At 63.7% G+C, this 13,696-nt stretch carries 1 protein-coding gene and 2 pseudogenes; all 3 read right to left on the bottom strand.

Going from position 1 to position 13,696, the window contains the following annotated elements; all coding sequences use genetic code 11:
- Nucleotides 1–87: 87 nt before the first annotated feature.
- Nucleotides 88–11,853: a non-ribosomal peptide synthase/polyketide synthase gene (locus ACA052_RS09040; RefSeq protein ID WP_497649345.1), complete on the bottom strand. Its 11,766-nt coding sequence runs from the start codon at nt 11,851–11,853 to the stop codon at nt 88–90.
- Nucleotides 11,853–12,065: pseudogene (locus tag ACA052_RS09035) on the bottom strand (phosphopantetheine-binding protein); the annotation flags it as partial. The pseudogene ACA052_RS09035 and the gene ACA052_RS09040, both read right to left, overlap by 1 nt.
- Nucleotides 12,066–12,245: 180 nt before the next feature.
- Nucleotides 12,246–13,607 (bottom strand): annotated as a pseudogene (locus tag ACA052_RS09030) (amino acid adenylation domain-containing protein); the annotation flags it as partial.
- Nucleotides 13,608–13,696: the final 89 nt, after the last annotated feature.

The following is a 13,696-nucleotide window of genomic DNA, read 5'->3' as shown; positions in this document are numbered from 1 at the left end:
AGGAGCTGCCGCAGGCTGCGATCTTTTGATTTTTATTTTGAAAAGCAAGATCAAAAGATCGCAGCCTGCGGCAGCTCCTACAGGGGGTTACGCCATAACCGGGCGGTGCTCGAGCAGGTCTTCGAGTTCGTCGAGCAATTCGTTGCCGCGCAGCAGCTGGTAGTGTCCGCCGGCCAACAGGCGATCAACGCCGTGACTGCCGACCTGGGCCTCGAATACCCGACGTTCGTCGTCCCGTTCGGCCACCCACCAGCGATGAGCCGTGACCTGGATCGCGGGCAATCGGCGATGGGCCAGGGCCAGTTGCTTGAGGCGTGAGCCGGTGGCGAAGATCTGCGTGAGTTCCCCCGCGCCCAAGGCGGCCTGTTCATTGGAACCGTGCATGGCCGCTTCAATCACGGCCATGGAACCCTCGCGCTCGTTCAGGTCCGCGGCTTTCAGCGCGATCAGCGTTTGAGCCTCATCGGCTGGCAGCCCGAGCACAAACCTCAGGAAATCGCTCAAGTCCTCGCGCCAGTCCCCGGCCTCGGCGGTGCCCGCAACATAGCTGTCGACCAACCCGGCAAACGCCACGGCCTCACCCTGCGACTCCAGTTCGTGCGCGACCAATTGCGTCAACGCGCCCCCCAACGACCAGCCCAACAGGTAATACGGGCCTTCCGGCTGTTGCGCACGAATCCGCTGCGCATAGGCCTGCGCCATCGCCAGCAGCGACGCCTCCTGCCAGTGTGGATCGAGCAGCATGCGGCATTGCACGCCGTATACCGTGCGACGTCCTTCCAGACGCCGCGCCAGCGGCTCGTAGTCGAACACCGTGCCGAACCCGGCATGCAGGCAGAACAGCGCCGGCACATTCGGGATTCGCGCATTCAACGCCAGCAACGGGTCCGGCGCCGCTGCCATCGGCTCGGCAGCCTGATAGCCGCTGAGTTCGGCGATGCACGGTTTCTGCATCAAGTCCCGCAGCTTCAATTCGAAGCCCAGTTGCGGCTGACTGCGCACCCGCGAGATCACTTTCAGCACCTGCAACGAGTCGCCGCCCAGTTCGAAGAAGTTGTCGTCGATGCCCACTTGCGGCAGGCCCAGCACCTCCTGCCAGATCGCCGTCAACGCCGTTTCCAGTGCATTGCGCGGTGCGCGATAACCACCGAGCGCCCACTCAGGCGTCGGCAGTGCACGACGGTCGAGCTTGCCGTTGGCCGACAGCGGAAAACGCTCCAGCACCAGGATTCGCGCCGGCACCATGTAATCCGGCAGTTGCGCTTGCAGCTCAGCCTTCAAGCGACGGTCCAGCCCGACAGCACCGGCCGCCACCACATAACCGACCAATTGCTTGCCCGTCGGCGTGTCATGCACCACCACGGCGGCATCTTGCACACCCACGCAACCACGCAGACGCGCTTCGATTTCGCCCAGTTCGATACGGAAACCACGGATCTTCACTTGCTGGTCCAGCCGCCCCAGATAATCGATCAACCCGCACTCGCGCTGGCGCACCAGGTCGCCCGTGCGATACATGCGGCCACCCGCCTCGAACGGGTCTGGAATGAAACGTTCGGCGCTCATGCCCGGGCGCTGGTGATAACCACGGGCCAGGCATTCGCCGCCCAGGTACAGCTCGCCACTGACACCGACCGGCAACGGATTGAGGTCCGCATCCAGCACATACAAACCACGCCCGGCCACGCCGCGCCCAATCGGCGCATACGCCGCATCGCAGATTTCGCTCACTTCGGCACGCCACAACAGCGGCGTGACCACGGTTTCGGTCGGACCGTAGCCGTTAACCAGACGCTGCGGACGCAAGGCGCGTTTGACCTGCTCGAAACTGGCTTCCGGCACCGCGTCACCGCCAAAGCAGTACACCTCGACCGCCGGTGGATTGCCCAAGCGCTCGGCCACTTCGGCCATCTGTTGCAGGTACGCCGGCGGGAAGCAGGCGACGGTGACGGCATGCCGATGCAGCACTTCCAGGGTTTGTTCCGGGGTCCACACACTGTCGTCGCGAATCACCAGACTACCGCCCGCCAACAACACACTCAGCCAACGCTCCTGCGCACCGTCGAAGGCGAATGACATGAAGTGCAGTTCACGGCTGCGCGGTGCCAGTTCGTAAAGGTCGATGATGCCGCGGCAGTGCCGGGCAATCGGCCCGCGCGCCACGGCCACGCCTTTCGGTTGACCGGTGGAACCGGAGGTGTAAATCAGGTACGCGAGGTGCCCCGGCAAGGGTTGTGAAACCGGGCACTCGGCGTTGTCGGCAACGCTCAGCTGATCGAGCAACAATCGTGGCGGGCTGTCAGCCAGGGTCAGCCGTCCCCCCAGATCGCTGTCGCACAGCAGCAGGCTGGCGGCCGAATCGCTGAGCATGTAGGCCAGGCGTTCGGCCGGGTACGCCAGGTCCAACGGCAAATAAGCCGCCCCTGCTTTCAGCACCGCAAGGAACGCGACAATCGTGCGTTCAGAACGGGGTAGCGCCACGGCCACCAGGCTTTCCGGGCCGATGCCGCGAGCGATCAGTTGCTGCGCCAGCCCATTGGCCTGTGCCTCAAGCGCGGCATAACTGACTTCCCGCTCTTCGCAGATCAAGGCAATTTTCTGCGGTTGTGTGCGCACATGCTGATTGAATGCGTGCAGCAAATCGGCGTTATCGGCGGACACCTGCGGCAGACTCAAACGCGCTTCAGGCAAACCGATATTGCCGAGCAGGCAGAACGCATCCTCAGGCAACGCCCGCAGCAACCCTTCAAGCTGCGCACGAATCCGCTGCACTTCCACGTCACTGAAGCGATCCCGCAGGAACAGGTATTCAACTTCCAGGCCTTCTTCGTTGGCGCTGACCATCAAGTCCATCGGGAAGTTGGTCACTCCGCCGCTGCCCACCTCGGCAAAGCGCAGCTCACCTTCCTCGCCGCCGCGTAACGCACGGTCGACCGGATGGTTTTCGAAGACGATGATGCTGTCGAACAGGCCCTGGCCACCTTGCCCGGCCCAGCGCTGGACGTCCGACAACGGCGTGTGTTCGTAGTCGCGGACCATCAGGTTGTAATCCTGCAAGGCACGCAGCCACTCGCCCAACGGCTGTTGTGGATCGAGGGTCTGGATCACCGGCAAGGTGTTGATGAACAGGCCGAGCATGTCCTGCGCCCCCGCAAGCCCGGTCGGACGCCCCGCCACCGTGGCGCCGAATGCGACGCTGCGCTGGCCGCTGTGGCGTTGCAACAGCAACAGCCAGGCGCCTTGCACCAGCGTGTTGAGGGTGACGCGTTGACGCTTGACGAAGGTGTGCAGTTTGCGCGTCACTTCGGCGTCGAGGTTGCTGTACATCACGCCATGCCCGGAACCGGCAGCACCCGACGCCTTGGCCAGGATGGTCGGCGCTTCGAGCAGCGCCAGTCGCTCGCGCCAGAAACGTTCAGCCTGAACGCCGTCCTGACGTTGCAGCCAGGCGATGTAGTCGGCGTAGCGACCGGTCGGGGTCGGCAGGCTGTCGTTGTGGTACAGGCGCAGCATGTCGCCCAACAACCGCGACGCGCTCCAGCCGTCCAGCAACAAATGGTGGTAAATCCAGATCATCTGGTAACGGTCGTCACCCAGGCGCACCAGCACAAAGCGCATCAACGGCGGACAACTCAGGTCGAAGCCTTTGGCCTGCTCCGCTGCCGCGAGTGTACTCAGTGCCTGCTCGGTGTCGGTGCGGTCACGCCAGTCGAGCTCTTCGATGGGCAACTCGACGTGGGCGAACACCGCTTGCAACGGATCGGCCAAACCATCGCGCCAGCGGAACGCTGCGCGCAACACTTCATGACGTTCGACCAGGGCCTGCCAAGCGGCGCGGAAACGCGGCACCTGCAAACCATCTACCGCCACGCTCAACTGGTTGACGTAGGGGTTCAGCTCCGGTGAATCGAGGCAATGGAACAGCATGCCTTGTTGCATCGGCGACAGCGGATACAAGTCTTGCAGCCCGACCCGGGCGGCGACGTCGAGGTGCGGCACCAGCGAGAACGCCTCGACTTTCGGCGCGTCTATCAGCGTTGCTTCACGACTGACGGCCACGGCGGCGAGCGCACGAATGGTCTGCTGTTCAAACAGTTGCTTCGGACTGAACACCAGCCCGCGCTGCCCGGCACGACTCACCGCTTGCAGCGAGATGATCGAGTCACCGCCCAGTTCGAAGAAATTCTCGGTGACGCCCACCGACTCCAGCCCCAGCAGTTCTTGCCAAATCTCCACCAGCAACGCTTCGGCCGGCGACGCGGCGGCCACTTGATCCTGATGCTGGCGAGTGGCTTCAGGCGCCGGCAGGCCCTGACGGTCGAGCTTGCCGTTCGGCGTCAGCGGCAACGCCGCCAGGCACATCAAATGCGTCGGCAGCATGTGCGCCGGCAAACGGCTGCGCAGGTGAGCAACCAGCGCTTCACGCAGGTCCTGCTCATCGGCGAGTGGATCACGCGGCACCACATAACCCACCAACTGGCGGCTGACCGGGCCTTCGCGATCAATCACAAAGGCTTCACGCACACTTGGGTGTTCAAGCAAGCAGGCTTCAATTTCGCCGAGTTCGATACGGAACCCGCGAATCTTCACTTGCTGGTCGATACGGCCAAGGTATTCAACGACGCCATCGGCACGGAACCGCGCGAGGTCGCCGCTGCGATACAAACGCGCGCCCGGCACGAAGGGATCCGGCACGAAACGTTCAGCGGTCAGGTCCGGTCGCTGATGGTAACCCCGGGCGACGCCCTCGCCACCGAGGTACAACTCGCCCGCGACACCCACCGGCAACGGCTGCAAGCCGCCGTCGAGGATGTAGGCACTGCGGTTGCCGACCGGCCGGCCAATCGGCATGAACGCCGAATCGAATTCGGTCTCCGGATACGCCAGCCAGATCAGCGGCGTGATCACCGTTTCGGTCGGCCCGTAGCCGTTGATCAGGCGCTTGGGTTGCAGCACCTGCTGCACCTCGTCGAACGCATGTTTGGCCATGCCTTCACCGCACGGGGTGTAGGAACGGATCGGCAGGTCACGCCCCGCTTCGCCCATGAAATCGGCGATCTGCCCCAGATAGGTCGGGGTGAAGCAGGCGATGGTGATGCCGTGCTTTTCAATCTCGGCGCACGTGCGCTCCACGCTCCACAACTCGTCGTCACGCGGCATCACGGCCGAACCGAACACCAACGGCGTCAGCCAGCGCTCGTGGGCGCCGTCGAAGCTGATCGAGGCAAATTGCAGTTCGCGGTCATCCGGGGTCATGCCGTACAACTCGCCGATCGACAGGCAATGCATGGCCAGCGGACCGTGGGCCACGCTGACGCCTTTCGGCCGCCCGGTGGAGCCCGAGGTGTAAATCAGGTACGCGAGGTTTTCGCCGCAGGTCAGGTTGACCGGGTTGCTGTCAGCCATGCCGTCCAGCGGTTCGCGGTCGATTTCCAGCACCGACAAGCCGTCCGGCAAGGGCAGTTTTTCCCGCAGCCACGACTGGCTGATCAGCAGTGAAATGCCGCTGTCTTCCATCAGATAGCGCAGGCGTTCGGCGGGGTATGCCGGGTCCAGCGGCACGTAAGCACCGCCCGCCTTGAGGATCGCCAACAGGCCAATGATCATTTCCGGCGAACGCTGCATCGCAAGGCCAACCCGCACTTCCGGGCCGATGCCCAGTGCGCGCAGGCGGTGGGCCAATGGGTTGGCGCGGCGGTTGAGTTGGTCGAAGGTCAATTGCAGGTCGTTGAAAATCAGCGCCGTGGCGTCTGGTCGGGCAATGGCCTGGGCCTCGATCAACTGATGCACACAGAGCGGGTTTTCTGCAGCGGTGAACGCGGGGTTCCACTCCAGCAACTGTTGCGCGCGTTCCGGCGCGGTCAGCAGGTCCAGTTCGCTCAGTGCAGCGTGTGGCGCGGCGACCATCGCCACCAGCAATGCGTTTAGGTGCTCGCTCATGCGGGCGATGGCGTCGCTGCTGAAGTGGGCGCACTGGTAGCTCCAATTCAGGCTGAGCTGGCTTTCGGCGGTGGCCGCCAGCGTCAACGGGAAGTTGGTGCGTTCATGATTCTGCGGAATAGAGAAACTCAAACCGGCCGGCGCGCCTTGTTGCAGCGCTTCGGCTACCGGGAAGTTTTCGAACACCAGCAGGCTGTCGAACAGCGGCTCGCCGGCACGCCCGGCCCAACGTTGAATGTCACCGAGGGCGGTGAATTCATGTTCACGCAATTCCAGGTTCTGCGCCTGCAAGCGAGTCAGCCACTGGCCCACGCTTTCAACCGCGTCCGGCGTGCTGATCACCGGCAAGGTGTTGATGAACAGGCCGAGCTGGCTTTCAGCCCCCGGCAAATCCACCGGTCGCCCGGCCACGGTCGCGCCGAACGCGACGCTGCGTTGACCGCTGTAGCGTTGCAGCAACAAGGCCCAGGCACCTTGGACCAAGGTGTTGAGCGTGACTTTTTGCTGACGGGCGAACTCGCTGAAGCGTTGGCTGGTGGCGACGTCGAACGTCTGGCGATGGTCGGCAAAATCGACGTCCGAGTGTTTTTTGCCCGTGCCATGCGCCAGGCTTTGCGCCAACAGTGTCGGGTTGTCGAGAGGCGCCAGTTGCTCGCGCCAGAACAGCTCGTCGGCCTGCGCATCCTGTCGTTGCAGCCAGCCGATGTAGTCGGCGAAACGTCCGGTCGGCGCCTGCACGGCTTGCCCGGCATAACGCTGCAGGACTTCGCTCAACAGCAGCGAGTTACTCCAGCCATCGAGCAGCAAGTGATGATGGGTGTAAATCAGTTGCTGGCGCTCGTCGTCGAGTCGCACCAGGGTCAAGCGCATCAGCGGCGCCCGGGTCGAATCGAGTTGCAGGCGTTCGCTGTCGATCAGTTGCGCCAGCGCTGGGGCCTGATCGCTGCGGCCGCGCCAGTCGAGGCAAGTCAGGGGCAATTGCAGATGACGATGAACCAGTTGCACCGGGGCCTCGAAGCCGTCGGGGAAGTGGAAACTGCTGCGCAGGATCGGATGGGTATCGAGCACCGCTTGCCACGCGCGGCCCAAACGTTCGGCATCGAGCCCGCGAGCTTCGACGCTGAGCTGGTTCACGTACGCGCCGCAATCCGATTCGTAGAGACTGTGGAACAACAAACCGGCCTGCATCGGCGACAGCGGATACAGGTCTTCGATGTGCGCCGGCGGCACTGGTAGGCCATCGAGTTGTGCCTGGGTCAGGCGCGCCAGCGGGAAGTCTGCCGGGGTCACACCGCCCGCGCCATCGCTGAGGCAATGGGCGATCAGCGCCAGCAATTCGCGCTGGTAATCCGCCGCCAGCGCTTCGATCTCGTGCAGGTCGAAGCATTCGCGGCTGAAGGTCCAGTCGAGTTTCAGCTCACCGCCGTAGACCTGGCCGTCCACCGACAGCCAGTTCGGCAACGGCGCATCAGCCGATTGCGCGGCGCCGCTGGATTCGCGAGCCGGGGTGAACAGTGCGTCCTCGGCGAAGCTTTGGTCGAACTGGCCGAGGTAGTTGAACGTGACCCGCGCTTGCGGCAATGCGGCCAACGCCGCTTGAGCCGAGGCATTACCCAGGTAGCGCAACAGGCCGTAGCCCAGGCCTTTGCCGGGAATTTCGCGCAGTTGTTGCTTGATCACCTTGATCGACCCGCCGAGGTCGACCGTCGGCGTCAAACGCACCGGGAACAGGCTGGAGAACCAGCCGACCGTGCGGGTCAGGTCGATGTCGTCGAACAGTTCTTCGCGGCCATGACCTTCGAGCTGAATCAGCGCCGACTCGTGACCGGTCCAGCGACTGAGGGTGCGCGCCAGTGCGGTCAGCAGCAGGTCGTTGACTTGCGTGCGGTAGATCGCGGGCGCCTGTTGCAGCAACTGCCGGGTTTGCTCACGGTCCAGACCGATGCTCACGCCCTGACGCCGATGCCCGGCTTGGCTGGCCTGAGCATTGGCGGCTGGCAACGAATCATCGGCGAGGCTCAGTTGCGCCTGCCACCAGTCCAGTTCGCTGACGGCGGCTTCGGAGCGTGCATACGCGTCGAGCTTATCCGCCCAGGCCTGGAAAGCGCTGGTCTTCGGCGGCAGGTCCTGCCCTTGATAAGCCGCCTGCAAATCTTCCAGCAACACCCGCCACGACACACCGTCCACCGCCAAATGGTGGATCACCAACAGCAAGCGCTGCGAGCCATCGGCCTGGGCGATCAACGCCACGCGCAGCAACGGCCCGTCTTGCAGGCTGAGGCTGCGTTGCGCCTCATCGCACACCGATTCGAGCGAGGCATCGCTGGCCACGCGAGCGGTCCAGAGCATGTCGATGACATCGGCGCTGTCGGCCCCGACATAACGCGCCGACCATTGACCGTCGACCTGGCTGAAGCGCAAACGCAGGGCATCGTGCTGCTTGAGCAGGCGTTGCAGCGCGGCTTGCAGGCGCGGCAATTCGAGGGTTTCGCGCGGCACCAGCAGCACTGCCTGGTTCCAGTGCGCGCGTTGCGGGATCGGCTCGTCGAAGAACCAGCGCTGGATCGGCGTGAGTGTTTGCACGCCGTCCACCGGCCCTTGTGGCGCCAGCGGTGCCGCCTGCTCTTTCACTACGGCGGCCAGTGCTTGCAAAGTTTGCTGCTGGAACAGATCACGCGGTTGCAGGCTCAGGCCTGCACGACGGGCACGGCTGACCACTTGAATCGAAATGATCGAGTCGCCGCCCAGTTCGAAGAAGTTGTCCTGACGCCCGACCTGCTCCACGCCCAACACGTCCTGCCAGATCTGCGCCAGCACCTGTTCGTGTTCGCTGCGGGGCGCTTCGAAGGCGCGCTGGCTGACCTGTGCGGTCGGCGTGGGCAGGCGTTTGCGCTCGAGTTTGCCGTTGGGGCTCAGGGGCATCTGCTCGATCAGCACCGTCTGCGCCGGCACCATGTAATCCGGCAGGCTGGCGAGCAGATGGCTTTTCAGGGTTTCACGCCAGACGCCTTGTTGCTCGGCAGTGGCGCTGACCAACGCCTGATCCTGCGGCACGATGTACGCCACCAATTGCTTGCCGCTTGGGCCGTCGAGGGCCAGCACCACGGCTTCCTGCACGCCGACATGTTCTTGCAGGCGCGCTTCGATTTCGCCCAGTTCAATGCGCAGACCGCGAATTTTCACCTGATGGTCGATACGGCCACAGTAGTCGATAGCGCCGTCAGCGCGATAACGCGCCAGGTCACCGGTGCGGTACAGCCGCTCGCCGCTGCCGAACGGATCAACCACAAAACGCTCGGCGGTCAGCGCGCCACGCCGGTGATAACCACGGGCCAGGCCAACGCCGCCGAGGTACAACTCGCCCACCGCGCCGAGTGGCAACGGTTGCAGTTCGCTGTCGAGGATGCAGGTGCGCAGGTTGGCGATCGGGCGGCCAATCGGCACGCTGTCGCGGCCTTCTTCCACGCAGATCCAATGGGTCACGTCGATGGCCGCTTCGGTCGGGCCATAGAGGTTGTAGAGATTGGCTTGCGGCAGGCTGCGCAAGGTCTGGCGTTGCAGTTCCATCGGCAGCGCTTCACCGCTGCAAATGATCCGTTGCAGCGAGGTGCAGGCCAGCGCCTCGTCGGCACCAATAAATGCGGAGAGCATCGACGGCACAAAGTGCAGCGTGGTGATCGCCTGCTCGACGATCAGTGCGGCGAGACGCTGCGGATCACGATGTTCACCCGGTGCGGCGATTACCAGCGTGGCGCCCTTCATCAGCGGCCAGAAAAACTCCCACACCGACACGTCGAAACTGAACGGCGTTTTTTGCAGTACGCGGTCGCTCGGCAGCAGGTAGTAGGCTTCCTGCATCCACTCCAGACGGTTATGCAGCGCCACATGGCGGTTGCCCGCGCCTTTAGGTTTGCCGGTGGAACCGGAGGTGTAGATCACATAGGCGAGGTTTTCTGCGATGACCAAATTGGGTAGATCGCTGGCTGGCAGATCGCTCAGCCAATCGGCGTCAGCATGCAGGCACACGATGTGCACCCTGTCCGGGGTCGGCAGTTGCGCCAGCAGATGTGGCTGGGTCAGCAACAACGAAATGCCGCTGTCGTCGATCATGTAGCTCAGGCGATCCAGCGGATATTCCGGGTCCAGCGGCACGTAGGCGCCGCCCGCCTTGAGGATCGCCAGCAGGCCAACGACCATTTCAAAGGAACGGTCGCAGGCAATCCCGACCAGCACTTCCGGGCCGACACCCTGGGCGCGCAAGTGATGGGCCAGGCGATTGGCGCGCTGGTTCAATTCGCTGTAACTCAGGCGCTGGCCCTGGAACACCAGCGCGGTGGCGTCACCGTCTTCCGTCACGCGTTCTTCGAAATGGCGATGCACGCAGACTTCGCCCGGATAGACCTGAGCGGTGTCGTTGAGGTCATCGAGGATGCGCCGGCGCTCGTCGGCGTCCAGCAGCGGCAACTCGGCCAGCGGGGTTTGCGGGTTCGCCAGAACACCGGCCAACAGGTTGCGCCAGTGCCGAGCCAAATGCTCGATGCGCTCGGCCTCAAACAAATCGGTCGCGTAGGTCAGGCTGGCGAACAGCTTGTCGCCCTCCTCCTGGGTGTCCAGTTGCAGGTCGAACTGGGTGGTGTGTGCGGTGGCGTTCAGCGCTTCCACGCGCAGGCCCGCGAGCAAGCCGCTGACCGCCGTTGGTTTGGCTTGTTGGTGATTGAACATCACCTGGAACAGCGGACTGTGGCTGAGGCTGCGTTCACCTTGCAGCGCCTGCACCAGACGCTCGAAAGGCAAGTCCTGATAATCCTGGGCATCCAGCGATGCAGCGCGGGTCTGGTCGAGCAACTGGCTGAACGGCAGACGCCCGTCCAGTTCGGCGCGCATCACTTGGGTGTTGACGAAGAAGCCGATCAGGCCACGGGTTTCCGTACGATTGCGGTTGGCAATCGGCACGCCAACGCGCACATCGGACTGACCGCTGTAGCGATAGAGCAAGGCCTGGAAGCTCGCCAGCAACAGCATGAACGGCGTGACGCCGCGCTGTTTGGCCAGGATCATCAAACCGCTGGCCAACGTCGCATCGAGGGCGAAATCCAGACGCGCACCGCGCTGGCTTGGTTGCGCCGGGCGTGGACGGTCGGTGGGCAATTCGAGCAGCGGTTGTTCGCTGCCCAGTGTTTCACGCCACCAGTTGAGTTGACGCTCCAGCTCCCCCGCTTCCATCCAGCGGCGCTGCCACATCGCGTAATCGGAATACTGAATCGGCAACGCTTCCAGCGCTGCATTCTGCCCTTGACAATGCGCGGCGTAGAGCCAGGAAAACTCCTCGACCAACACACCCATCGACCAACCATCGGTGACGATGTGGTGCAGGGTCAGCAACAGCACATGGTCTTCGGTATCGAGTTGCAACAGGCTGACCCGCAACAGCGGACCGTGCTGCAGATCGAACGGCCGGGCGATGTCCTGCTCGACCGCTTTCATGGCCAGATCGAGTCGTTGTTCCTGAGGTTCGGCGCGCAGGTCGATCTGTTCGATCGGCAACGAAGTGAACCCGGCCAGTGTCTGCACCACCTGACCGTCATCCTCGACGAATCGGCTGCGCAGGCTCTGATGTCGCTCCAACAACACGTCGAAACTCTGCTGCAACGCCGCGATATTCAGTGGCCCGTGCAACCGCAACGCAGCAGGAATGTTGTACGCCGAGCTTTGCGGATCAAGCTGCCAGAGGAACCATTGGCGCTGCTGCGCATACGACAATTCGAAGGTCGCTTGCGGCTCGGCGGCCGGCGGAATCGGCAGTTGGCCAAAGCTCACGCCCTGCTCTTGCATGCGTGTCAGAAACTCGCGGCGCTTGTCCGCGGGCAGGCCGGCGAAGCGGGTGGCGATACGCTGGGCAGTGGTGTGTTCCATCAGTTGATCTCCATCTCGTCGAGAAGCGACTCAAGCGCATCAAGACGTGCATCGTTGTCAGCCGGGGCGTGTTGCCCGGCCATGGCGGCATAAGCCTGCAGGTCGGTGGATTCGAACAGCGCGCGCAGCGGCAGCTCGATGCCCAGCTCCAGTTCCACGCGGGCACTGGCCTGGGCGGCGAGCAACGAATGCCCGCCCAGTTCAAAGAAGTTGTCGTGCCGACCGATCTGCGCCACGCCCAACACCTCGGCCCAGATCGCAGCCAGTTGCTGTTCGAGCTCGCCTTCAGGGGCGGCGAACGGTCGCTGCCATTCCTGTGCATCGGGCAGCGGCAGGGCCTTGCGGTCGAGCTTGCCGTTGCCGGTCAGCGGCAAGGCCTCCAGCAGCAACCAGTGGCTCGGCACCATGTAATCCGGCAGGTCGACCTTGAGCGCGGCGCGCAGGTGGTCGCGCCAGGCGATCGGGTCATGCGGGGTTTGCTCGGCCACGACGTACGCGCAGAGCTGCGGGCCAGCGTCCCCTGAATGCACGCTCAACACGGCTTGGCGCACGCCGGGCTGGGCCAGCAAGGCGGCTTCGATTTCGCCGAGCTCAATGCGGAACCCACGAATCTTCACTTGCTGGTCGATGCGCCCGAGGTAGTCGATGCTGCCGTCGGCACGCTGGCGCGCCAGGTCGCCGCTGCGATAGAGCCGTTGCGAAGCGTCGAACGGACTCGGCACAAACCGCTCGGCGGTCAGGCCGAAACGGCCGTGATAACCCCGTGCCAGACCGGCGCCAGCGATGTACAACTCACCCGCCACCCCCACCGACACCGGCTGCAACTGGCTGTCGAGCAAGTACCAGCGCAGGTCGCGGATCGGCAGGCCAATCGGGCTTTGGGCCTTGCCGTCGAGGTCGGCCAAACGAATGGCGCGATAAGTCACGTGCACCGTGGTTTCAGTGATGCCGTACATGTTGACCAGGGTTGGCTGTTGGTCGCCAAACCGTTCGAACCACGGTCGCAGGCTCGCGACTTCCAGCGCTTCGCCACCGAAGATCACCTGACGCAACGCCATGCTCCGCGAGCTGGCGCAGGCAATGGGCAACAACTGGCGGAACGCGGTCGGGGTCTGGTTCAACACCGTCACGCGCTCGTCGCACAGCAACTGGTGAAACGCTTGCGGTTCGCGGCTGATGTAATACGGCACGATCACCAGACGCCCGCCAGTGCACAACGAACCAAACAGCTCCCACACCGAGAAGTCGAAGGCGTAGGAATGGAACAATGTCCAGACATCGTCCGGGCCGAAGTTGAACTCGGCAGCGGTCGCCGTGAGCAAGCGCCCGACGTTGCCGTGGCTGAGCAATGCACCCTTCGGCTGACCGGTGGAACCCGAGGTGTAGATCACGTACGCGAGGTTGTCCGGGGTCGCCAGCGCCGGCAGGTTGTCGTCGCTGCAGGCGTCCAGTGGTAACGACTCCAGGCTCAGCACCTGCACGCCGTCGCGGGCCGGCAACGCTTCGATCAAGTGCTGTTGGGTCAGCAGCAGCGTGATGCCGCTGTCTTCGATCATGTAGCTCAAGCGCTCGGTCGGGTACTGCGGATCGAGCGGCACGTAGGCACCACCGGCCTTGAGAATCGCCAGCAAGCCAACCACCAACGGCATCGCTCGCTCGGTGGCGATGCCGACCCGAACTTCAGGCCCGACGCCCTGTTCGCGCAGTGTGCGCGCCAGTCGATTGGCCTGTGCGTTGAGCGCGGTGTAGGTCAGTTGCTCGCCTTCGTAGACCAGCGCGATGGCGTTCGGTCGTTGTGCGGCTTGAACTTCGAATATTTGGTGCAAGTTTGGCGACGGCGGCT

It is taken from the genome of Pseudomonas sp. LBUM1644, assembly GCF_059716195.1.
The sequence above is the reverse complement of the archived record's forward strand: the minus strand, read 5'-3'. Positions and strand labels throughout refer to the sequence as shown.

Excerpts from the sequence above, each read along its gene's own strand:
- ACA052_RS09040 (WP_497649345.1), bottom strand. The coding sequence starts at position 11,853 with ATGGAACACACCACTGCCCAGCGTATCGCCACCCGCTTCGCCGGCCTG.